This window comes from Cellvibrio sp. UBA7671 (genome assembly GCA_002483145.1).
GTDB lineage: Bacteria > Pseudomonadota > Gammaproteobacteria > Pseudomonadales > Cellvibrionaceae > Cellvibrio > Cellvibrio fibrivorans.
Map to the genome: position 1 here is coordinate 111,843 of DLHJ01000001.1, position 22,647 is coordinate 134,489.

21 protein-coding genes are annotated in these 22,647 nt (G+C 52.2%); 11 read left to right on the forward strand and 10 right to left on the reverse strand.

Annotated features, from left to right (window positions below; all coding sequences use genetic code 11):
- Positions 1–54: 54 nt before the first annotated feature.
- The 6 genes from lpdA to def all read right to left on the reverse strand — a co-directional run bounded on the left by lpdA (position 55) and on the right by def (position 8,428).
- Entirely contained in the window at positions 55–1,476 is a 1,422-nt protein-coding gene (gene lpdA, locus B4E62_RS00440; protein WP_331350651.1) for a dihydrolipoyl dehydrogenase, read from the reverse strand.
- 114 nt (positions 1,477–1,590) lie between these two features.
- On the reverse strand, positions 1,591–3,948 hold the full coding sequence (locus B4E62_RS00445; protein WP_331350652.1) for a glycoside hydrolase family 9 protein: 2,358 nt from the start codon (positions 3,946–3,948) through the stop codon (positions 1,591–1,593).
- Positions 3,949–4,069: 121 nt separating this feature from the next.
- A complete protein-coding gene (gene trkA / locus B4E62_RS00450) occupies positions 4,070–5,455 on the reverse strand; it encodes a Trk system potassium transporter TrkA (RefSeq protein WP_310074758.1) in 1,386 nt (461 codons plus the stop codon).
- A 111-nt stretch (positions 5,456–5,566) separates the two neighbouring features.
- Positions 5,567–6,865, reverse strand: coding sequence for a 16S rRNA (cytosine(967)-C(5))-methyltransferase RsmB (gene rsmB / locus B4E62_RS00455; protein WP_331350653.1), 1,299 nt, complete (start codon positions 6,863–6,865; stop codon positions 5,567–5,569).
- Positions 6,859–7,830 (reverse strand): methionyl-tRNA formyltransferase, encoded by a 972-nt coding sequence (fmt, locus tag B4E62_RS00460; protein ID WP_331350654.1) that lies wholly within the window; start codon positions 7,828–7,830, stop codon positions 6,859–6,861. Before fmt ends, rsmB begins: the two co-directional genes overlap by 7 nt.
- 88 nt (positions 7,831–7,918) lie before the next feature.
- Positions 7,919–8,428: a peptide deformylase gene (gene def, locus B4E62_RS00465; protein ID WP_331350655.1), complete on the reverse strand. Its 510-nt coding sequence runs from the start codon at positions 8,426–8,428 to the stop codon at positions 7,919–7,921.
- 155 nt (positions 8,429–8,583) lie between these two features.
- On the opposite strand from def, the gene B4E62_RS00470 reads away from it, so the two are divergent.
- From B4E62_RS00470 to B4E62_RS00495, 6 genes are all read left to right on the forward strand, one after another.
- Positions 8,584–9,642, forward strand: coding sequence for a LysM peptidoglycan-binding domain-containing protein (locus B4E62_RS00470; RefSeq protein WP_310074766.1), 1,059 nt, complete (start codon positions 8,584–8,586; stop codon positions 9,640–9,642).
- Between the two features lie 53 nt (positions 9,643–9,695).
- Positions 9,696–10,850: a DNA-processing protein DprA gene (dprA, locus tag B4E62_RS00475; protein WP_331350656.1), complete on the forward strand. Its 1,155-nt coding sequence runs from the start codon at positions 9,696–9,698 to the stop codon at positions 10,848–10,850.
- A 72-nt stretch (positions 10,851–10,922) separates the two neighbouring features.
- A complete protein-coding gene (locus B4E62_RS00480) occupies positions 10,923–11,492 on the forward strand; it encodes an L-threonylcarbamoyladenylate synthase (RefSeq protein ID WP_310074772.1) in 570 nt (189 codons plus the stop codon).
- 117 nt (positions 11,493–11,609) lie between these two features.
- A complete protein-coding gene (gene hemF, locus B4E62_RS00485) occupies positions 11,610–12,530 on the forward strand; it encodes an oxygen-dependent coproporphyrinogen oxidase (protein WP_331350657.1) in 921 nt (306 codons plus the stop codon).
- 66 nt (positions 12,531–12,596) lie between these two features.
- Complete coding sequence (gene aroE / locus B4E62_RS00490; protein ID WP_331350658.1) at positions 12,597–13,427, forward strand: shikimate dehydrogenase; 831 nt, start codon at positions 12,597–12,599, stop codon at positions 13,425–13,427.
- Between the two features lie 65 nt (positions 13,428–13,492).
- A complete protein-coding gene (locus B4E62_RS00495; protein ID WP_331350659.1) occupies positions 13,493–13,924 on the forward strand; it encodes a YqaA family protein in 432 nt (143 codons plus the stop codon).
- Here the strand turns inward: B4E62_RS00495 and B4E62_RS00500 are convergent.
- Positions 13,915–14,814, reverse strand: coding sequence for a LysR substrate-binding domain-containing protein (locus B4E62_RS00500; RefSeq protein ID WP_331350660.1), 900 nt, complete (start codon positions 14,812–14,814; stop codon positions 13,915–13,917). The genes B4E62_RS00495 and B4E62_RS00500 overlap by 10 nt on opposite strands.
- Before the next feature lie 164 nt (positions 14,815–14,978).
- Here B4E62_RS00500 and B4E62_RS00505 point away from each other — a divergent pair, with 164 nt between their 5' ends.
- Both B4E62_RS00505 and B4E62_RS00510 read left to right on the forward strand, forming a co-directional pair.
- Complete coding sequence (locus tag B4E62_RS00505; protein ID WP_331350661.1) at positions 14,979–15,416, forward strand: DoxX family protein; 438 nt, start codon at positions 14,979–14,981, stop codon at positions 15,414–15,416.
- Between the two features lie 81 nt (positions 15,417–15,497).
- Positions 15,498–16,190, forward strand: coding sequence for a pirin family protein (locus B4E62_RS00510; protein ID WP_331350662.1), 693 nt, complete (start codon positions 15,498–15,500; stop codon positions 16,188–16,190).
- A gap of 33 nt (positions 16,191–16,223) precedes the next feature.
- On the opposite strand, the gene B4E62_RS00515 is transcribed toward B4E62_RS00510, so the two are convergent.
- From B4E62_RS00515 to B4E62_RS00525, 3 genes are read right to left on the reverse strand one after another with little or no spacing between them, the layout of a single operon-like run.
- On the reverse strand, positions 16,224–16,922 hold the full coding sequence (locus tag B4E62_RS00515; protein WP_331350663.1) for a fumarylacetoacetate hydrolase family protein: 699 nt from the start codon (positions 16,920–16,922) through the stop codon (positions 16,224–16,226).
- A gap of 20 nt (positions 16,923–16,942) precedes the next feature.
- A complete protein-coding gene (locus B4E62_RS00520) occupies positions 16,943–18,784 on the reverse strand; it encodes a diguanylate cyclase domain-containing protein (protein ID WP_331350664.1) in 1,842 nt (613 codons plus the stop codon).
- Positions 18,785–18,795: 11 nt separating this feature from the next.
- Entirely contained in the window at positions 18,796–19,332 is a 537-nt protein-coding gene (locus B4E62_RS00525) for a gamma carbonic anhydrase family protein (RefSeq protein ID WP_331350665.1), read from the reverse strand.
- Positions 19,333–19,432: 100 nt separating this feature from the next.
- On the opposite strand from B4E62_RS00525, the gene prlC reads away from it, so the two are divergent.
- The 3 genes from prlC to B4E62_RS00540 all read left to right on the forward strand — a co-directional run.
- Positions 19,433–21,490 (forward strand): oligopeptidase A, encoded by a 2,058-nt coding sequence (gene prlC / locus B4E62_RS00530; RefSeq protein WP_331350666.1) that lies wholly within the window; start codon positions 19,433–19,435, stop codon positions 21,488–21,490.
- Positions 21,490–21,741: a YheV family putative zinc ribbon protein gene (locus B4E62_RS00535; protein ID WP_331350667.1), complete on the forward strand. Its 252-nt coding sequence runs from the start codon at positions 21,490–21,492 to the stop codon at positions 21,739–21,741. The genes prlC and B4E62_RS00535 overlap by 1 nt, the downstream gene beginning before the upstream one ends.
- 507 nt (positions 21,742–22,248) lie before the next feature.
- The coding region (locus B4E62_RS00540; protein ID WP_331350668.1) for a TonB-dependent receptor plug domain-containing protein at positions 22,249–22,647 on the forward strand (399 nt) is incomplete at its 3' end.

The following is a 22,647-nucleotide window of genomic DNA, read 5'->3' on the forward strand; positions in this document are numbered from 1 at the left end:
GAAAAGGCCGATCAGATTGCTCTGATCGGCCTTTTCGTTTTTCTGAAAATCGATTTACTTTTTCAGTGTCGCCTTGGGATTCGGCAAATCCGTAATCGTGCCCGCACCCACTTCCGCCGCCAGACCAACCGATTCATGAAGGGTTGGGTGTGCGTGAATAGTGAGGGCGATATCTTCCACGCTCGCACCAAACTCCAGTGCCAAGGTCAATTCCCCGAGCAATTCGCCTGCATGGACCCCGACTAATCCCGCACCCAATAAACGATCGGTTTTTGCATCGTAAATGAGTTTGGTTTTGCCTTCACTGCGGTCCGCGGCAATGGCGCGGCCACTGGCGGCCCAAGGGAAGACGGCAGTTTTGTAATCCAGGCCCTGCTGCTTGGCTTCTTTTTCGGTCAGGCCGACCCAGGCAATTTCCGGGTTGGTATAGGCGATGGAAGGGATCGCCATTGGGTCAAACGCATGCGGATGGCCTGCGACACCTTCGGCGGCGGCATGGCCTTCATGGCTGGCTTTATGGGCGAGCATGGGCTGGCCGATGATGTCGCCAATCGCGTAAATATGCGGCACATTGGTTTGCAGGTATTGGTTGACGGCGATAAAGCCGCGCTCGTCCACATTCACACCGGCTTTTTCGGCATCGATCAGCTTGCCGTTAGGCACGCGCCCAACCGCGACAAGAACGGCGTCGAACTGGCGTGGTTCGGCGGGCGCATTGGCACCGCTAAAGGCGACTTCAATGGCCTCGGGTTTGGCCGTAACCGCTTCCACTTTGGTGGAGAGCAGCACTTCAAACTTGTCTTTGTTGTACTTGCTGTAGATGGCGACCAGGTCTTTGTCCGCTGCGGGTACCAGTTGGTCGGCGAATTCCACCACGGTGACTTTGCTGCCGAGCGCTTCGTACACAGTCGCCATTTCCAGGCCGATAATCCCACCCCCAATCACTAACAGGCGCGATGTTACGGAACGCAATTCGAGCGCGCCGGTTGAATCAAAAATACGCGGGTCTTCGGGGATAAAAGGCAGTTTCACACTGCGTGAACCGGCGGCGATAATGGCGTTGTCGAAATCGATCAGAGTGGTGTCACTGCCTTGCACTACAGCAAGTTGGTGATCGCTTACAAATTTGCCATAACCCTCAACTACTCGCACCTTGCGTGCTTTCGCCATGGCGTGAACGCCGGAGACCAGCTTGCTGACGACGGAATCTTTGTAGCTGCGCACTTTATCGAGGTCGTGCTGAACGGGGCCGAAACTGAGGCCGAGATTGCCCGCATGATGGGATTCGTTGATGACTTCGGCGACGTGCAAAAGGGCTTTGGAGGGAATGCAACCCACGTTGAGGCAGACACCGCCGAGGCTTGAGTAGCGCTCGACCAAAGTGACGTCCAAGCCTAGATCGGCGGCGCGGAAGGCGGCGGAGTAGCCACCGGGGCCGCTGCCGAGTACAACCAGTTGGGTTTTAACGTTTGCCATCGGATGCTCCTGTGACGGGTCTGGGAAATTGCGAACCCGCATCATAAGCGATCTACAGCGAAAAAAAGTAGCCGGTTGCTGTTATCGCAGGCAACCGGCCTGGTTATTGAAGGGTTAGGGGTTAAGCACTTGCAGAGCCGCCGATACATACACCAGCGGCGCGTTCCAGTTAATGGCTATCTCATTGGTGGAGTAGCTGCATTCCAGATCGACAAATGACTTGGCAGGCAAGGGCGATGGATAACTGCTGCAATCGCTGTAGTGATCCGGGTGCGGGCCACCGGCGATAAATCCGGGAATCGGCGCCGCTATCCTATCAGCGCCGGAGGGGCGATGGTGGATGTTCATGGGCGATTTACTGCCAAAACCGGTCACAAAGGAATAGTCAGTCGCATTGCGCCCCATCACGTAGTCGAACAAGGCTTGGGCGGCTTGGCGATAGGCGGTTTTACTGGTATCCAACTGGTAGGCCTCCAGCGCCATCATCGCCTGATTGAGTGCGCCGGAATTGCTACCCCAGAAAAAATCCCCTGTCTCCATTGATACGCCGTAAGCGGACTGGCTTTTCTTGGTGCTAATACCTACTGCTAATTGGGTTAAGCGGTCCTTGATCAGCGCCTTATCGGCTGCAGCAGTGAGCGAATCCAGATGCTGAGCGAGTGACATCCAACCCAGGCTTTTTACACCGCCCCAGCCGGGTACATCAGCGCTGGTCTCGGCCGCATTCATTACGCTGTAGTAGTTATCGTCTTTGGTGACGATATAAAGCTCCGCTGCCGCCCAGAAGAATTCATCGCTGACATTATTGTCGCCATAGCCGCCGGTTTGGATATCCGCCGGCTGCGCGTAGTAAACGGCCGGGTTGGCTTTTGCCCACGCCCAAGCGGATTTGGCTGCCGCGAGCATTTTGGCGGACAGACCCGGATACTGGCTTTCATAGTCCGCGTAGACCCGGCTGGCAGCGGCCATCACGGCAGCGAAATCGAGGGTGGCGGCGGTGGATTTTTGCACCATGTAACGCTCGGACGTATCGGCATCGGGCATCACAAAACCGCTGAATCCCTTGCTGGTCAGCTTGTGGTAAACGCCACCGTCATTGGGATCCTGCATCGCCAGCATCCATTCCAGGTTCCACATAACCTCGTTCAGGATATCTGGCACAGCATCACCCGATTCAGGAATATTCAGTGATTGAGCGGTGAAATAGGCGGGAAAACGCTTGAATGCCGCCAGCAGTGTGTAGGTGGTGATACCCGAGTTGACGATGTATTTGTTGTAATCGCCCGCGTCATACCAGCCTTTGGGGGCGCTGACGATAGTGCCCTCGGGGCGTTTGGCATCGGCGGCGGAGGCGTGGATGAACACGTTAGTATCTGCATGACCTGCCGCGCGTTGGTAGATGCCCGCGTGGGTTTCCAGCAGTGCGGTACTAGCGCGATTGAAATAGAAAGATTTCAGTGCGGCGGCGTTGACGGCTTTGTAGGCGTCAGCCGAGACGGTAAAAGGAGCCGTCTGGGTGACACCGGCGACTTTCAATTCGTAACTCCCCGGCGCGGTAAGGCTGGAGAAATCAGCCAGTTTGACCGACTCAAAAGACGGTTGCCAAACCGCAGCGGCACTCAGGGTTCCGGACATCACTTCCTCGGTAGTTCCGGCCTTAAGCACAGTGAAACTGGTCGCCTCCACGGCTGGAACCACCGCGAGCTTCTCGGCGTTGGGGGTGAAGCCCACTTGGTTCAGCTTGATCCGCTCTGGCACCGTCACCTTGGGTGGCTCAACAGGGTGGATACAACTGCTGGCATCTCCCTTCGGTGTCTGGCTTAGGCTCATGGCGCCGCCATTGGTTGAGGTGATTTTCATCCAGTTGAGGTTGAATGGCCCGCTCTTCATTTGTACGCAGAGTGCGTAGTTACCTGCTTCAAGCCGACCGATAGGATTGTTTAGGCTCACCCAGGTTTGCCATCCACCAGTGGGTGCGACACTGATTTCACCCGAAGCAGTTTTGCCATCAATTTCATAGCTGAACAATCCTCCAGCTTGTGCAGTCGCGACGCGGCTTTCTATGGCAAACTCGCCTGCAGCGCTCACATTCACACTGAATTCCAGCCAATCACCCGGATCTATGTAGGCAATATTGAAACCGCCGCCGGTGTCAGTAGATTTTTCAATGTCAACGCCGTCGGTGCGGTATTCGCCGGTGGTGTTGCCCGTTGTGGTGTCGTAGTAGCGGACATAGTCCTCCGCTTGGATCAGCAATCCGGTGAAGGCTGCTATGGAGCTATTTGTTGCGCTGCTTACACTGGATGCAGGCAAGCTCGACGCTGCTGCACTGGAACTGGCAGGCGGTGGGCTGGAACTGGATGGCGCAATGCTGGAATTGGCGGACTTGCCTCCGCCGCTACCACCACAGGCTGTGAGTAAACTGATCGCCAGACCGAGACTGGCGGGAAGTAGCACATTTCTTATGATCATTATGGTTCCCCTGTTGTTGTCGTTAGCCGGTAATACACCGGTGCGCGGATGCTAGGGGAAGCGCGGGAGCTAAAGCTCGCCACTTTAGGTGCTGGCCTAAAGTGGCGGTGCAATCAGAGGTTTAGAAGAAGCTGAAACCCACCTGGAAGAGCTTTTCCACGTCGCGGATATGTTTTTTCTGCAGCAAAAACACAATTACATGGTCGCCGGACTGCACCACCACATTGTCGTGTGCGATGACGACTTCGTCGCCATCCGGCCCCTGGCGCACAATCGCGCCAATGTTTGCACCTTCGGGCAAGTCGATATCTTCCAGCGCTTTGCCAACCACCTTTGAGGATTTGGCGTCGCCGTGAGCGATAATTTCAATCGCCTCGGCAGCTCCGCGCCGCAATGAGTGAACGTTGACTATATCGCCACGTCGCACATGGGTGAGCAGGCTGCCGATGGTGGTGGTTTGCGGCGAGATAGCAATGTCGATATCGCCACCTTGCACCACATCCACATAGGCGGGGTTGTTAATCAGCGTCATCACCTTGCGCGCGCCGAGTCGTTTGGCGAGCATGGACGACATGATGTTGGCTTCATCGTCGTTGGTGAGCGCGAGGAAAACATCGGTATCTTCAATGCTCTCTTCCATCAACAAATCCTTATCTGACGCGCTGCCCTGAATCACAATCGCCCGCTCCAACTGTTCCGAGAGGCGAATGCAGCGGGTTTTGTTGTACTCAATGACGCGCACGTTGTAACGACCCTCGAGCATTTTTGCCAGACGCAAGCCAATATTGCCACCGCCGGCAATGGTGATGCGTTTATAGGCAACTTCGAGCCGACGCAATTCACTCATTACCGCGCGAATATCCGCTTTGGCGGCGATGAAAAATACTTCGTCATCGGCTTCGATCACCGTCGTTCCGGTGGGCACTATGGCGCGATTGCGCCGATAAATCGCTGCCACCCGCGTATCGACGGAGGGCATATGCTCGCGTAAAAAGCGAAGCTCTTGACCGACTAAGGGGCCGCCGTGATAGGCCTTAACTGCCACCAGTTGCACCTTGCCATCGGCAAAGTCCACTACCTGCAGGGTGCCGGGCTGTTCGACCAAGCGGAAAATATATTCAGACACCAGCTGCTCTGGGCTGATAAGTACATCGACCGGAATCGCGCCCGATTCAAACAGCTGCTGGTGAGTCAGGTAAGAAGTTGCGCGTACCCGCGCGATCTTGGTGGGAGTGTGGAACAGATTGCTCGCCACAGTGCAGGCGATCATATTGATCTCATCGTTGCTGGTAACCGCAACCAGCATATCGGCGTCTTCCGCTCCGGCTTGGGCAAGTACATCGGGGTGGGAAGCTTCACCGGTGACGACGCTGATATCCAACCGGTCACGCAGCTCGCGCAGACGCGCTTCGTCGGTATCGATGACAGTGATGTCATTGGATTCACTTGCCAGATGCTCCGCTAGACTGCCGCCGACCTGCCCGGCGCCGAGAATAATGATTTTCATAGTTTGCCTGTTGTTATTCGCTATCTAGTTCATCGCCAAGTCTAGTGCTGCAAGCATTCATTTGCCGCTATCGTCGGCTAACTTGTGGATTTTGGTTAATTTACTGTCAGATCAAGCGCGCTTGCGTAAACGCGCATAGTAAAAACCGTCATGACCATCCATCTGCGGCAAAAGCTGCCTGCCGCACACCTGTTCCAACCCCCAATCGACATCGAGTTGGTCGCAACTTGCATCCTTGTTGCGTGCCAAAAAGGCTTCAATCACGCGGGTATTTTCCTTAGGCATAATCGAGCAGGTGGCGTAGAGCAAAATGCCGCCCGGTTTAAGCAATGGCCAGAGGTTTTTCAGCAGTTGTTGCTGTAGCTCGCCGAGCTTGTCCAGCTCCTCTGGAGTGCGTAGCACTTTGATGTCCGGATGGCGGCGGATAATACCGGTCGCAGAGCAGGGGGCGTCGAGCAAGATGCGGTCGTAAAGCTCGCCATCCCACCAGCTGTCGGGTTTGGTGCCATCACCACAGACAACATCGGCAGTTACGCCGAGGCGGCTCAGGTTTTCGCGCACACGGGCCAAGCGGCGTTCATCGGCATCCAATGCAGTCACTCGCAGGCTTGGCTCTAATTCCAGTAAATGTCCGGTTTTTCCGCCGGGAGCGCTGCAGGCATCCAATACTCGCAAGTTGGTCGACAATTGCAGCAAATCGCCACTTAATTGCGCTGCTTCATCCTGCACACTCAACCAGCCTTCGGTGAAATGCGGCAGTTTGCGCGGGTCACAAGCCTGCTCAAGGGTGATGCCATAAGGGCTAAACTGTGTCGGCTTGGCGGTGATATCGGCATCGCCCAGCAGTTGTAGATAAGTGTCACGGCTGATCTTGTTCGTATTTAAACGTAGGCTAAATGGCGGATGCTGGTTATTGGCGGCGATTAATTGTTCAAACTGCTCCGGCCAGCATTTGCTGATCATCGCCTCCATCCACGCGGGATGATTGCTCATAAAAGCGCGATTTTCGGTGAGAAATTCGTTAATCCTGCTACTATCGCGCTGAAAACTGCGCAATACGCCATTGACCAGATTGGTCGCCCAGGGTTTTTTGATATGGCGCGTAACTTCGACTGTTTCGCCAATGGCGGCGTGGTCGGGGATGCGCGTGTGCAGCAGTTGGTAGAGGCCGAGCAGCAAAAGCGCTTGCACATCGCCATCTTTGGCGCGGAGCGGCTTGTCCAACAGGCACTCGGTGTAGGCCTGCAATTGCGGATAATAACGGCAGGTTCCAAAGCAAAGTTCTTGTAACAATGGGCGGTCATTATCGGCAATCTTCGCCGAAACAGAAGGCAATAGGCTGGATAGCGAGCCTTTCGAGGCCAGTATCTGCGCAATAACCTGCGCCGCAGCGGCACGCACACTTAACATGCCGGTTGCTCCAGCAGGTCACCGACACTGAATAAGTCCGGGTGGCCCCTTAATATTTCACCCACCGTCATCGCCTTTTTGCCCGGCAATTGCAGCTGTTCGAGGATAAGTTGACCCTGTTTGCAGGCGATCCACAAACCTTGGTCGTTGATGTAGGTGATGCTGCCGGGTGTGGCGTTGGTTGTTTTATCCAATGAAGTTGCCGCCCAAACGCGGATGCGCTGGTCATCTCCCATGCCCGCTGGTTTGGTGTGTGCAACTGGAAAGGGGTTGAATGCGCGTACTTTGCGTTCCAACTCGGTGGCGGATAGCTGCCAATTTAGCGCGGCCTCTTCTTTGCTGAGCTTGGGGGCATAGTTGCTCAGACTATCGTCCTGTTTTTCAGGTGTGATAGTGCCGGACTGAATCAAATCGAGTGCCTCAAGCAGGGCGGGAGTGCCAGTGCTGATGAGCTTATCGTGCAGGCTTCCGCCGGTATCCTCGCGCAAAATCGGGCAAAATGCTTTGATCAGCATATCGCCGGTATCCAACCCCACATCCATCTGCATAATGGTGACGCCGGTTTCACTATCGCCCGCTTCGATGGCACGTTGAATAGGAGCGGCGCCGCGCCAGCGCGGCAGGATAGAGGCATGTACGTTGATGCAGCCGAGGCGCGGAGTATCGAGCACTACCTTCGGCAGGATCAATCCGTAAGCAACTACCACCATCAAATCAGCATTAAGCGCCGCAAGTTCGGCAACAGCCTCGGGTGATTTAAAATTGAGCGGTTGATATACCGGGATTTCATGCGCGAGCGCCGCTTCCTTAACAGGGCTGGCGGTCAGTTTTTTGCCGCGCCCAGCAGGACGATCTGGCTGGGAATAGACAGCGATGACCTGATGGTGGCTATTTAGCAGTGCCTTCAGGTGCTCGGCGGCAAACTCCGGTGTTCCTGCGAAAATAATGCGTAAACCTTGGCTCATGAATAACCTGTCAGATTGCAAAACGTTGAAACAGATAGTGATAGAAAATAAAAAAGGCGCCAGTAGCGCCTTTTTCTGCTGCGCACGCCTAGCGCGCTTCAGCCTTGTGTTTCTTCTCCAATTTTGCACGAATACGGGTACGTTTGAAGGGCGAGATATGATCCACAAACAGCTTGCCGTTTAAATGATCAAGCTCGTGCTGGATGCAAACTGCCAACACCCCTTGGGGGTCGATTTCAAACGGAATGCCGTCGCGATCTAATGCTCGCACCCGAATGTGGCCGGGGCGTACTACGGTTTCATAAAACCCTGGCACTGACAGGCAGCCCTCGTCGTATTCGCACAGCTCGGCATCCAAAACCTCGATTTCGGGGTTAATAAATACCATCGGCTGGGATTTATCTTCACTCACGTCTATAACTACTACGCGCTTGTGCACATTGACTTGTGATGCCGCCAAGCCAATACCGGGAGCGTCGTACATGGTATCGAACATATCATCCACCAGCTTGCGGATTTTATCGTCCACTTCTGTGACGGGTTTGGCGACAGTGCGCAGCCGTGGGTCTGGAAATTCAAGGATAGGTAACAAGGCCATAGTGTTTGTGACAAACTTCTAGTAAAAAGGTAATAACCGCTGCTAACATGATGATCGCACAGGATTTATGCAGTGCAAACGGAAACAGCATGGGCTTTTAATTAACTATTATACGTCTATCTGCCTCAGGACCGAATAAAACAGGATCGGTTTCTATGAAAAAAATATTACTGGCCGTCGCGGCGGCTTCACTCATCAGCTTCTTTTCCTGGGCGGATGATGCACTTCTTAAAACGGGTCACCCCGATGAATACACAGTCAAAAAGGGCGATACCCTTTGGGATATTTCGGGTACCTTTTTGAATAGCCCCTGGCTCTGGCCAGAGATTTGGCATGTTAACCCCCAAATTGAAAACCCTCACCTGATTTTCCCTGGTGATTTGATCAAGCTGATCTATCTGGATGGTCAACCGCGCCTGACGGTTGAGCGCACCCTGAAAATGGTGCCGGGTGCTGCTGGCGGCGGGATCAATGGGGCGACTAAGCTGAGCCCCAGCATCCGTGTCCAAAGTACGGAAGACGCAATCAGCGCAATTCCCCTCGATAAAATTGATGCTTTTTTATCGCGCAGCCGTATTGTTGGGCAAGGCGAGCTGGAAGCGGCGCCTTATATGCTGGCTGGTCAGCAGCAGCACGTGATCGTCGGTGCTGGCGACCGTGCCTACGCACGCGGCCAGTTTGATACCAATTACTCCAACTACAGTATTTACCGCAAAGGTCAGGCATTTAAAGACCCTGTAACTAAAGAATTTCTCGGCGTTTACGCGCAAGGCATCGGCACTGTGTCTGTGGAGAAAATCGATGCAGAAATTGCTACCCTGAATATTCTGCGCACCTTTGAAGAGGTTCGCCCTGGGGATAATCTGCTCCCAAGCGAAGACCGTTCGGTAGACTCGGTGTTCTTCCCCAGCGCACCAGACACTGAAATAGAAGCACAAATCATTGCTGTTGAAGGCGGCGTGACCCAAGTAGGCAAATTCAGTGTTGTTATTATCAATCGCGGTGAACGCGAAGGATTGCAAATCGGCAATGTCTTGGCGATCTATAAAAAAGGCGAAGTAATCACCGACCGCGTTCGAGGCGGCAAAGTTGACCTGCCGGATGAGCACGCTGGCTTGCTGATGGTATTTCGCACTTTTGAAAAGATGAGTTTTGCGTTGGTTCTGGAGGCGGATCGCGCGCTTGCAGTCAACGACAAAGTACGCAACCCGTAAATATTGAGTAGGTTAGCTGCCCGCATGGGCAGCCTGTTTCAAGGATGATATCTATGCTCTCTCCGCTCGCTGCTTCCCTGTTAGTTTTACGTCTCCCCGATGTGGGTGTTGCCGGATACTGGCGACTGCTTGAATTAGTCGAAAGCCCCCAACAATTGCTCAGTCAGCCTGTTCAATCCTGGCGCTCCTTCCTCAATCCGGCTGCTGCCGAGATGCTTGCCCGATTTAACTCAGACCCTGAAGGTAGTGATGTGGGGCAAAAGCTGGCAGCCGAACTGGCCTATATAGAGTCCCAGCCCGGCCTGCATTGCCTCACTTATGACGATCCGCTTTATCCGCGCTTGTTGCGCGAAATCCCCCGTCCGCCGCCGCTGCTCTATGTGCGCGGAGACCCAACCTGCCTCAGTCTCCCTCAACTGGCAATCGTCGGCAGCCGCAACCCCAGCGGAGGTGGCAGCGAGAACGCCGAGCGCTTTGCGCATTACCTTGCCGAGCGCGGTTTTGCGATTACCAGTGGTTTGGCCTTGGGGATAGATGCGGCGGCCCACCGCGGTGCCCTGCGCGCGGGCGGTAAAACTATCGCGGTGATGGGTACCGGAATCGATTTGATCTACCCCTCCCGCCACCGTCAATTGGCGCAAGAGATCGTAGATAACGGTGGCACCTTAGTGAGCGAGTTTCCCCTTGGGACCTCTTCGCATGCCAGTAATTTTCCCCAGCGCAACCGCATCATCAGCGGCCTGAGTGGCGGCACATTGGTGGTCGAGGCGGCGGTGCAAAGTGGTTCGCTGATTACCGCCTCCTATGCGTTACAACACGACCGCGAAGTGTTTGCGATCCCCGGTTCGATCCACAACCCGCTGGCGCGCGGGTGCCATCAATTGATTCGTCAAGGCGCGACACTGGTGGAAACAGCGCAGGATATTGTCGATCAGCTCGCCGGGTTGCTCAGCTATAAGCGTCAAGAGGTGAAATCGGCCAGGGCAGCGCAACCGGAATTGTTTGCTGAACCTGCTGTTGTCGATGAGGGGCCGCAGCTGGGAGAGGATGAGCGGAGCCTGCTCCAGGCACTGGGTTATGACCCGCTCCCGGTCGATCTGCTGGCGGAGCGCACCGGCCTGGATGTGGGCAATTTGTCGGCGCAGTTGATAGGTTTGGAAATCAAAGGTTTGATCCAGCAAGTGGGCGCTTGTTATCAGCGCCTATGATCAGCACATGAATTCTTGAGCTTGCATCATAGCTGGGGTAGATTGGCAGTAACTTGATAATAGGTATTGTCCATGATCGATTGGTCGCGTAATCCCCGGGTACAATTTGCCGCCCGTCAAATGAAACTGGGCGGGGTTGTTGCCTATCCAACCGAAGCCGTGTGGGGGCTCGGGTGTAATCCCTTTGATGAGGGTGCTGTGCTGGAGTTGTTGGCGCTCAAAGATCGTCCGGTAGAAAAGGGGCTGATCCTGATCGCGGCAGATATCCGCATGTTTGATCCTTTTATCCATCATTTGGATGATCTACAGCGCCAGCGGTTAAAAAACTCCTGGCCAGGTCCTTACACTTGGTTAGTCCCTAACAACGGGCTGATCCCCAACTGGATCAGCGGCAATTTCAGTAGTGTCGCGCTGCGGGTGACCGATCACCCCGTCGCCGCAGGTCTATCGCGCGCATTTGGCGGGCCTCTCGTTTCTACCTCCTGCAATCCCCAAGGTATGGCACCGGCCACGAATATCCATCAGGTGCGTCGCTATTTTGGCAACCAATTGGATGCGATTACGGCTGGTCAGGTCGGCAAGCGCACTGCCCCTTCAGAGATTCGCGATTTGCTGACCGGGGCGATTGTTCGCCCCGGCTGATTTGTCACTGCTGTATGATTGGCATCAAAGCCCCGCTAACTAGTTTTCCCCTTTCGCCTTTGGCCGCGTAGAATGGCGGCCTTTCTCGATTAGCCAAACCAACGCTAAGGAACTCTCATGACTACATCTCATGGGCCGGATAAAGCCGCCGTCAAAGCCTATTTGCTTGATTTACAAGACCGCATTTGCAATGCCCTTGCCGCAGAAGATGGTGGCGCGCAATTTGTTGAGGATAGTTGGACCCGCACCGAAGGCGGCGGTGGCCGCTCGCGGGTGTTGACCAATGGCGCAGTGATTGAAAAAGGCGGCGTGAATTTCTCCCATGTGCACGGCACCCAAATGCCTGCATCGGCGACGGCGCACCGCCCGGAATTAGCCGGGCGGGCTTTTGAAGCCATGGGTGTGTCCTTGGTTATTCATCCACACAATCCCTACGTGCCCACCAGCCATGCCAACGTGCGTTTTTTTATCGCCGAAAAAGAAGGCGCAGCGCCCGTATGGTGGTTTGGTGGCGGCTACGATTTGACCCCCTACTATGGTAACGAAGCTGATGTTATCCACTGGCACCAGACCGCTAAAAATGCCTGCGATCCACTCGGTGAACACATCTATCCCAAATTTAAAAAATGGTGTGATGACTATTTTTATTTGAAACATCGCGATGAAGCGCGCGGCGTAGGTGGATTATTTTTTGATGATTACAACGCAGAAAGTTTTGCGCACAGTTTTGCGTTGATGCAAGCCGTGGGCAACAGCTATGTACCCGCCTACCAGCCCATTGTAAGCGCACGTAAAGCTACACCGTTTACGGAACGCGAGCGCGATTTCCAACTCTATCGTCGTGGCCGCTATGTGGAATTTAATCTGGTGTACGATCGCGGCACCTTATTCGGCCTTCAAACCGGCGGCCGTACTGAATCGATTTTAATGTCGCTGCCGCCGCTGGTGCGCTGGGAATACAACTGGCAGCCAGATGCAGGGAGTGCCGAAGCAGAACTCTACGACAAATTTTTACCGCATCGCGACTGGCTGAAATAAATTTTAGTTAGTCTTGGTAACCGTTTTTTTGAATGCTCTTTTTTGATGTTAGGTGTTGGATAGCTCATGACCGATTTATATGCCGTGTTCGGCAACCCGATTAACCACAGCAAGTCGCCCCATATCCATCGCCAGTTTGCCGAGCAGACTGGCCAGGATATGCACTACACCAAACAACTCGTAAACGAAGGTGAGTTTGAAAAAAGCGCGCAAGAATTTTTTGCGCAGGGTGGCAAAGGTTTAAATATTACAGTGCCGTTTAAATTAAATGCATTCGACTTTGCGCAAAAACGTACGGCGCGTGCTGAGCGTGCTGGTGCGGTCAATACGCTGGCGAAATTAAGTGATGGGACTATCCTCGGTGACAATACCGATGGCATCGGCATGATCCACGATATGCACAATCTCGGCTGGGAGCTGGAAGGCAAGCGCGTATTAATTCTCGGCGCGGGCGGCGCAGTGCGTGGCATTTTACAGCCGCTTCTGGAAGAAAAGCCGGCGCAAGTGGTAATCGCCAATCGCACGCAAAGCAAAGCGGAAGAATTGGCGAAAAATTTTCACGATCTCGGCGATGTGCTTGCAAAAACATTCGAACAATTGCACGGTGAAGTATTTGATTTGGTGATCAATGGTACTTCGGCGAGTATGCAAGGTGAATTGCCACCACTCCCTGATACCTTACTCGCGACTAGCGCATGCTGTTACGACATGATGTACGGTCCGGAGCCAACGATATTTTTACGCTGGGCGAAAGAACGTGGTGCCGCACAGCTTGCCGATGGATTGGGCATGTTAATTGGCCAGGCCGCAGAAGCATTTTATTTGTGGCGACAAATTCGCCCGGAAGTGGTGCCGGTTATTACGGCGATGCGCCGCCAAATTGCCGAGAAAAAATAAACTCTACGATGCGCCCAAACATGCTTTGGGCGCTACTTCTGTATTGATTATCCTGCCGTGGCGCTATGATTTATCTTTCGTTATTTTTTACCGCGCTAATCGCCGCCACATTGTTTCCTCTCTCGTCTGAAGCGTTACTCGTCACACTTCTCTATCAACACTATTCGCCGCTATTGCTCTGGTTAGTTGCAACCAGCGGTAATACGCTTGGCTCCTGCATCAATTGGTACTTGGGAAAAGAATGTCTGCGTTGGCAGGAAAAAAAATGGTTTCCATTTAGACCGGAACAATTAGCACGTGCGCAACAACAATTTCAGCGCTATGGATTGCTTTCACTTTTGTTTGCTTGGGTGCCGGTTATTGGCGATCCACTCACTTTTTTTGCCGGTGTTATGCGCATTCGTTTTTGGCAGTTTTTGGTGTTGGTTGCGATAGGGAAATCTCTGCGTTATGCGGCGATTATTGCTGCCGCATTAGGGTTAATAAATCAATTCTGAATAAACCATTCCGCACTGCAGCAAGCCTCCACAAACCACTGCAACGCTTTCCCCGAATTGTTTTTGCGCCATGCGATATAGAGCGGAATATTCGGACGCGGTACAGCACAATTCAATTCGATTAGCTCACCTCGTAACAACTCTTGTTGAATCAAATGCTTTGGTAGAAATCCCACGCCAACGCCCATGACCTGCGCCTGAATTTTTGCAGTCACATTGGCGACGCGAATAATTTGCCGACTTTCCAATAAGCCCGATGAACGCCCTGGTGAATTGAGTGATGAATCCGCCATCACAATGGTAGGAAAGGCGCTGATAGCAGCGGCGTCCACCGGTCCTTTGTGTAAACAGAGTGGATGTTCGCGCGCAACAGCAAAGACAAATTCCACTTCACCCATCAAGCGATATTCAAAAATTCCTTTCGGCAAGTCGCCGCTCGCGCCGAGCGCCAGATCGCAGCGCTCGGCAATCAGTGCATCCCAGGTGCCGCCCAATACTTCTTCGCTGATGGTAATGGCAACGCGTTTGTCGAGCAGGTTAAACGCGTTGATCTGCTGCAATAGGGGCGCAAGTGGCAGGACTGTGTCTTTGGCGATGCGCAGCTGCGTCTCCCAACCGGATTCCAATTGTTGCACCGCCTCTTCTATTGCATTAGCTGCTTGGAGCAACTGTCTCCCCTGTTCCAGTAACAAACGCCCCGCTGCCGTTAGCTGCGCACGTTGTTTGGTACGATCAAAAAGGTTGATGCCAAGGTCTGATTCCAGCTTTTGAATCGTATAAGACAACGCTGATGGTACCTTGAACAGCGCCTCGGCCGCTGCCCCAAAACTGCCTTTTCGGTCAATTGTATCAAGGACTCTAAGAGCATCCAGGGTGATGGCATGGTGCATGGCGATGGCCTCAATCGAATGATCAAAAAAATTGAATTAACAGCTCAAAATCTTCCGCTTTTTTGTTGCCGGGTACAAGCCTAATCTAGCAACAAGTGAGGCGAATAAGCAGTTAGCAAGGCGCCAAACCAACTAACCCAACATCACATATTTCGGAGTTCATCATGAGTACAATCGCTAAAGTTTTCGCCACCAATAACAGCTTCTCCGCACTGGCACTGCGGTTACCACTGGGAATTATCTTCGCTGCCCACGGCGCACAAAAACTGTTTGGCTGGTTCGGCGGCTACGGTTTGGAAGGTACCGGCCAGTGGATGGCATCGATCGGTCTTGAGCCAGGTGTGTTCTTAGCGGCTTTGTCAGGTTCAGCGGAATTCTTCGGCGGCCTGTTCCTGATCCTCGGTTTGCTGACTCGCCCAAGCGCATTGGTATTAGCCGTGACCATGGTAGTGGCGATTTTCTCGGTGCATATCAACAACGGCCTGTTTATGAGCAACAACGGTTATGAGTTTGGCCTGGCGTTATTGGCAGGTGCGGTATCGCTGCTGATCTCTGGTGGTGGCCGTGCAAGTGCCGACAGCCTGATCGCCCACAAAATCTAAACCGGCAATTTACACCGAACGATAGTTACAAAATCCTGACCCGCGGCGCTGCGCAAAGCGCCGTAAAAAATGAGGTGACCTATGATCAATATCAGACGCAGCAACCAGCGCGGTGGTGCCGACTTCGGCTGGTTGAAGAGCAAACATACATTTTCATTCGGCAATTATTACGACGAGCGCCAGATGGGATTTTCAGCACTGCGGGTGATTAATGATGATCGTGTGGCTGCCGATTCCGGTTTTGATACCCACGGTCATCGCGATATGGAAATTATCAGCTACGTACTCGACGGCGAAATCGCCCACAAAGATAGCGCAGGTAATGTGGCGACTCTGCCGCCTGGGGAATTCCAATTGATGTCGGCGGGCAGTGGAATCCGTCACAGCGAATTTAATCCATCGCAAACGAAAGAGTTGCACTTTTTGCAAATTTGGATTCAACCGAATGTGTACGGTCAAACACCGGGTTATCAGCAAAAAGATTTTGGTAATAAAAAAGGTTTAACACTTGCCGTAAGTCCTGACGGTGAAGCCGGCAGTTTAGTGATCAAACAGGATGCACGTTTGTATCAACTTTTACTCGATGGCAATACCAGTGCTGAATTGCCTGCATCAACGAAACGTAAATACTACGTGCATGTGATAAACGGCGAGTTGGCGATTGAGGGGGAAATCGTAAAACCAGGCGATGGCGCAAAAATCGAAGACATTAATAGTCTGGTGATGGTTGCACAGCAAAAAGCGGTGAAGGCATTGGTGTTTGATTTGCCATAAACCTTCGCCGCCCGGAGAACAGGGCTGAGATAATCAGCCCTGTTTTTTTGTTATCGTCATATTGAGTTCTTGCGCAAATCCTTCCAGCTTCGCACACAATTTATCGCCGGGTTGTACTTCGCCAACACCCGCCGGTGTACCGGTAAAAATCAAATCGCCTTTTTCCAATTTTATATAACGTGATACCTCGGCAATTAATTCGGGAATTGACCAGACCATAGTACGCCAATTGCCGCGCTGTACTTCTTCACCGTTGCGGGTTAATACCAGATCACCGTATTGTTTGAAGTCATCCAGTGAGCCGCGTTGGATCGCGGTGCAGGGAGCTGATCCGTCGAAGCCTTTACCTAGCTCCCAAGGACGGCCCAGTTTTTTGGCTTCTTTTTGGCGGTCGCGGCAGGTCATATCCAGACCTACACCAAAACCAAACACATAATCTGCTGCGTCGGCGATGCCAATTTGCGCACCGGATTTTCCAATCGCAATCACTAATTCAATTTCATGCTCAACCTGCTGTGAAAAATGCGGATAAATAAAATCTGTGTTGTTTTGCGCTAGTGCACTTTGCGGTTTAAAAAAGAAAAACGGCGGTTCGCGCTCAGGATCATGGCCCATTTCGCGCGCGTGCTCGGAATAGTTTCGGCCGATACAAATAATTTTACTAACCGAAAAGTGCTCATTCGATGGGGAGCCACCAGGATTGCAGATGGGCAGGGTATAGCGAGTCAGCATAGGTTAATTGTCCTTAACGGTTATATAAACAAACTAGGTGTGTCACTCACCACGCAGCGGTTGCGTCCGTTGGCTTTAGCTTGATACATGGCGATGTCCGCTTGTTTTAGCAAGCTGGTGACTGAGCGCGAATCATCATTAAATAACGCGATACCAATACTGGTGGTGATATGGCAGTGGGCGTCACGCAATAAAAAATCCCGCTCAAATAATTCCAGCATTTTTATGCCGATTAATAATGCCTGATGTTTTGCTGTGTCCAATTCCTGGCTTAATTGTTCGGACACTACCACGAATTCATCGCCCCCAAAACGCGCGAGCGTATCGCTGTCGCGGATTCCAGATGACAAGCGCTGGGCAATTTGTTGCAATAAATAATCGCCATTGTCGTGGCCGTAATTGTCATTCACGTATTTAAAATTATCGAGATCAAGAAACAACACCGCACAATATTGGCGATGGCGCTTGCAACCAGCCATCGCCTGTTGGATACGGTCGTTGAGCAGACGGCGATTGGGTAACTGGGTGAGTGGATCATTGAATGCCATTTGGCGGATAACATCCTCTGCCTGCTTGCGTTCGCCGATGTCGCGCGAGCAACCCTGGGCACCGGCGAATTCACCAACCGGTGTAAAAAAAGTGCGCACCGCAGCTTCAGTGCAAATCATCTGGCCATTTTTATGCTGCAAATCAAAGCGTGCAATCGAATCGCGATAACCATTAAATTCGCCGCGTCGTGCGGCAGCAAGCACATGAGCGTACTGCGCATAGGCGCGCTCATGATCATTCGGGTGCAACACAATATTCATATTTTGATTGAGCAGTTCTTCTGGCGTATAACCCAGTAATTTTGTTACTGACGGGCTGACGTAAGAAAAACAATTCTGTGCATTCACCGTCCACACCCAGTCAGTCATATTACTGGTAAGCAAATCGACTTGCTGCTCGCGCTCTTTCAGCGCGGTGTTTTGCGCGGCAATTTTTTGTGCAAGGGTTTTGTTGTGATGCAGCAACACACCAATAATGATTGCACCCAAGCAGCCGCTGAGCAGTAAAATCCAACCCCAGGGAATTACCAGTATTTCTTCGCGATTAATCCATTTTTGGGTGATAGCCGTCATTTCTTCCGGCGTGATTTTTGCGATTGCTTCATTAATATCCTTGAGTGCAATTTTATTTCCACGCGCTACAGCGGCGTGCACACTGCGCGAATAAAGTACGCTGAGCACCCGGAATTTGTCGGGAGTAGTGAGCCGCTCAAGGTAGTACATACCCACCGGATAATCGGCAACAAATGCATGGATATCACCGCGCGTAGCTGCCTCCACCAATTGTTCATTATTGTTGTAGAGGCGCACTTTCAAGTGCGGATAATGCGAGCTTAAAAATTCTTCTTCATAACCTGCGGCAGTAACACCTATTGGCACGTTATTAAGATCGGTTATGTCGAGCGCGTTGGCCAATTTTTTACTATCGATAAACAACGCACCGCGTAATTGCAACAGCGGGTTGGAAAATTCAAGATAAGTTGCGCGCTCTTCTGATTGCAGTAAACCACCATGAATATGCGAACCTGAGTCGCGCACTTTATGCAGGGTGTGCTGCCAATCGAGCAATTCAAATTCAATCGGGCGCTGCATCTTTTGGCCGATTAAACGCCAGATATCGATAATTAATCCATCCGGCTCACCTTGCTGGTTGCGAAACGCAAACGGTGCCCAGCGATGATCTTGCACCACATAAACACTGTTTGCTTGCGGTGTCAGATTGATTGGCTCGGCTGATTTTGTCTGCGCGCATGCGCCACGCGCTAAAAAAATCAGGCAGCCAATCACCGGCCAAGTTAACAAAGACGTTTGCATTACTAGAGGTACTACATCTCATTCAGGTAAGTATTTTTAAGCTTCACGTAATTATTGGCCGAATATAAAAAGAACGATTTTTCGGTTTCCTTGAGCGGGCGGATTTGTTTCACTGGTGTGCCCATATACATAAAACCCGATTCGAGCCGCTTGCCCGGAGGCACCAGCGAACCGGCGCCAATGACCACCTCATCTTCCACTACAGCTCCATCAAGGATAGTCGAACCTATGCCGACCAATACGCGGTTGCCAATGGTGCAGCCATGCAGGCAAACAGAATGGCCGACGGTGACATCGTCACCAATAATTAATGGATGACCAGCGGGGTTGTAATCGCTCGCGTGGGTGATGTGCAGTACCGAGCCATCCTGCACGCTGGTGCGCGCACCTATGCGGATTTTGTGCATATCGCCGCGGATGACTACGCAGGGCCAGACGGAGGCGTCATCACCAAGCACCACATCGCCAATGACGACGGAGGATTCATCGACAAATACTCGCGCACCTAATTGTGGTGAGTGGCCTTGGTAATGCCTTATCGCGCCCATAGATATGCTCCTGAAAACCCTGATCATTAATAGGTATAGAAATCGATGGGTGTATGATACGTCAAACCCCGCCCCATTTTCGCCCCACGGAGCAAGCCGCATGACCAACCCGCTATTAGCAAGCCATACATTGCCCCCTTTTTCTGCCATCGCCGCCGAGCAGGTAACGCCGGCGATTAGCGAATTAATTGAGCAGGGCCGCGCACAGCTTGCGCAGCTCCTCGCCGATCTGCCCAGCCCGAGCTGGAACACCTTGGTTGCTCCTTTGGAAGAACAGGGCGATAAATTGGATCAAGCCTGGGCGCCTGTTAGCCATTTAAATTCGGTTGCCAACAGCGAAGAATTGCGCAAAGCCTACACCGAAAGTGTCGCACTCCTGACTGACTACTCGACCGAATTCAGCCAGAACGAAGCCCTTTATAAGGCTTATCAACAGCTGGCCGACAGCGACGAATTTGCACAGCTGACGCAAGCGCAGCAGCAAACGATCAATAACGCACTGCGCGATTTTCGTTTAGGTGGTGTTGCGTTGAATGATGCGGATAAAAAACGCTTTGGCGATATTCAAAAACGCCTGTCCGAACTCTCGACTCAATTTTCCAATAATGTGCTGGATGCAACCCAGGCCTGGTTTAAACAATTTGATAATGCAGACGCGCTGGCGGGATTGCCTGAATCCGCACTTGCACAAGCGGCGCAGGCGGCCGCACAAAAAGGATTGTCAGGCTATGTGATCACTCTGGATTTCCCGTCTTACTATGCGGTGATTATGTATGCCGACAACCGCGCACTGCGCCAAGAAATTTATACTGCTTATGTGACTCGCGCATCAGCCGCAGGTAAAAAGGCGGACGGCAGTTCAGCAGCAGAGTTCGACAATACTCCATTGATTGCTGAAACACTCACCTTGCGCCATGAACTTGCCCAGCTGTTAGGATTTGCAAGTTATGCCGAACGCTCCCTAGCGAGCAAGATGGCCGAGTCGCCTGCACAGGTGCTGCAATTTTTAACGGAGCTTGCGCAAAAATCCAAACACTATGCCGAGCGCGATTACGCAGAATTGCGCGAATTTGCCGCGCGCAATGGCTGTGCGGATGTGCAAGCCTGGGATACCACCTATTACAGCGAAAAATTGCGCGTGGAAAAATACTCTGTGTCGCAAGAAGAGTTGCGCCCCTATTTTCCGGCGGAGAAAGTTATCGCCGGTATGTTTGACGTGGTGAAGCGTCTCTTTGGGATTGAGGTAAAACAGATTGCGGAATTTGATACTTACCATCCTGATGTTCGCTTTTATCACATCTTCAAAAATGGCGAGCAGGTAGCCAGCTTTTATCTCGACCTGTTTGCACGCGATAAGAAAAAAGGCGGCGCCTGGATGGCCGATTGCCGCGTGCGCCGCAAAACCGCAACAGGTGTGCAATTGCCGGTCGCCTTCTTAACCTGCAACTTCACACCGCCAGTGGGCACTACACCGTCTTTGCTTACCCACGATGAAGTCACCACGCTGTTCCATGAATTTGGTCACGGCCTGCATCATATGCTCACGCAAATTGATGTGGCCGCAGTGAGCGGAATCAACGGCGTCGCTTGGGATGCCGTCGAATTACCCAGCCAATTTATGGAGAACTGGTGTTGGGAGCCGGAGGCGATTCCATTAATTTCCGGCCACTACCAAACCGGAGAGCCGCTACCGCAACACTTGCTCGATAAAATGCTCGCGGCAAAAAATTTCCAATCCGGTTTGCAAATGATCCGCCAGATTGAATTTTCGTTGTTCGATTTCCGTTTGCACGCCGAATACAATCCGGCCGCGCCCCAATCCGCTCAGGATGTATTGAATCAAGTGCGCGCGCAGGTTGCAGTAATAAAACCGCCGGCATTCAATCGCTTCGAAAATAGTTTCAGCCATATATTTGCGGGCGGTTATGCGGCGGGCTATTACAGTTACAAATGGGCGGAAGTGTTATCGGCCGATGCCTACTCGCGTTTTGAAGAGGAAGGTATTTTTAATGCGCAAACGGGCGAGAGCTTTTTGCAGGAAATTTTGCAACAAGGCGGCAGTAAAGCGCCGATGGAACTGTTCAAAAATTTCCGCGGCCGCGAACCTGAAATAGATGCGCTCTTGCGTCACAGTGGCATCACCGGGGAGGCAGCCTAATGGCCTACAGCACTACACGCCGATTTGTCGCAGGCGCGGTTTGCCCGCGCTGTTCAGAAATGGACAAGTTGGTTGTCTATAACAACGGAGGCAAAGATTATCGCGAGTGCGTCGCCTGCGGCTATAAAGAGGAGATGCACTTCAAGCCCGTTGCACGGGAGCTGGAAACTCGCGTCAACCAAACCGAAGCAGACAAAAAAGACGCCGTTCAAGTCATCAATATCCTGCCATTTGAAAAGCCCGATCACTAGATCGGGCTGCCCCCGTATTCCTATTTCTACAGCATAGGCCTGCGAGCGCACTCAAGTTGCTAATAAATTTATTTTTATTAGCAATAAAATATTGCCGCAATTTCAATTCTTTTCCACCTGATAGCCATTCTTTGCAATGTTTGCTGCGAATTTACTTTTTTACTAATTAAAAACCCTTTTAAAGTGCTACCGGCAGGTAAATTTGTGCGCCAATGTGTGGCCTGACGTAACAACTCCTGACTTTTGTGTGCCAATGCGAGTCAATTTGTTGTAGTCAATATGAACATATGATACTTGTATTCGACCATGCTGACGCTACGAGCTGCTTTTAAAGTCATAAATACAATACGGCAATGGTAATAAGGAGACGAGCCACAGTGCTCAGTGTGACCAGATCATCTTGCTGACAAGGTGAATCCGGCTTCATCGCCCCAGCTCCCGGGACGATTAAACCGGAGTGCAGTACCGATAAAGATCCTGACCATAATTAATCCAATGGAGAGCTCCATGAACACAAGAGCACATTTCAAAAAGAAACTCATCGCAAGTGTTATCGCGTCTACAGTCGTAACTGGTTTTAGTGGTTATTCAGTCGCGCAAGGTGATGTGGTTGAAGAAGTAACAGTTACCGGTATTCGCGCGTCGTTAGAGCGCTCAATGGATACCAAACGCAACTCCGCCGGTGTTGTTGATGCCATCAGCTCGGAAGACATCGGTAAATTCCCTGACACCAACCTTGCTGAATCTCTGCAGCGCATCACTGGCGTATCCATCAGCCGTTCAAACGGTGAAGGTTCGCAAATAACCGTGCGTGGCTTTGGTGCAGACAACAATATGGTGACCCTGAATGGCCGTACTATGCCAGCAGCATCAACCAGCAACGGTGGTGGTGGTGATTCCAGGGCG